At 64.8% G+C, this 472-nt stretch carries 1 protein-coding gene and 2 pseudogenes; 2 read left to right on the top strand and 1 reads right to left on the bottom strand.

The window, feature by feature from the left end; all coding sequences use genetic code 11:
* Positions 1 to 102 (bottom strand): annotated as a pseudogene (locus U8L64_RS20245) (hypothetical protein); the annotation flags it as partial.
* A gap of 33 nt (positions 103 to 135) precedes the next feature.
* Between U8L64_RS20245 and U8L64_RS20250 the strand changes: the two are divergent.
* A pseudogene (locus U8L64_RS20250) lies at positions 136 to 252 on the top strand (hypothetical protein); the annotation flags it as partial.
* A 105-nt stretch (positions 253 to 357) separates the two neighbouring features.
* On the top strand, positions 358 to 472 hold a 115-nt coding region (locus tag U8L64_RS20255; protein WP_442965259.1), incomplete at its 3' end, for a VCBS domain-containing protein.

Here is a 472-nt window from a genome sequence, read left to right on the forward strand (position 1 = left end):
ATTGCTGACCAGATTGGTCAGCACCTGCTTGAGCCGCTGCGGATCGCCGACCAGCGACAGCGGGGTGTCGCGGTAGACCAGGCTGACCAGCTCGAGCTGCTCAACGGGGTGCTGGGCATGCTGCAGCTGCTGCGCGAAACCCCGCGGGAAATCTCCTTCTGCACCCACACCATCGCCGGCAGCGGCATCTTCGAAGTTGCCGATGCGCAGCAGGACCCACGCTTTGCCGACAACCCGCTGGTCACCGGCGAAGGTTTCGCCCTGCAGCTCGGCGATGGCCGGATTGGCGAACGTGACATAGCCGTCCTCACCCACCACCAGGATGCCCTCGGCGGCGTTGCTCAGCACCGAGGCGTTGTGCAGGGCCTGGACGAAGGTGAAACCCTCACCGAAACCTTCACCTACACCATGCAGGACGCCGACGGCGACCCGTCCAGCGCAACGTTGACCATCACCATCACCGGCAGCAACG

The sequence above is a fragment of the Pseudomonas sp. FIP_A4 genome (assembly GCF_036701605.1).
In the GTDB taxonomy this organism is placed as follows: Bacteria; Pseudomonadota; Gammaproteobacteria; order Pseudomonadales; family Pseudomonadaceae; genus Stutzerimonas; species Stutzerimonas phenolilytica.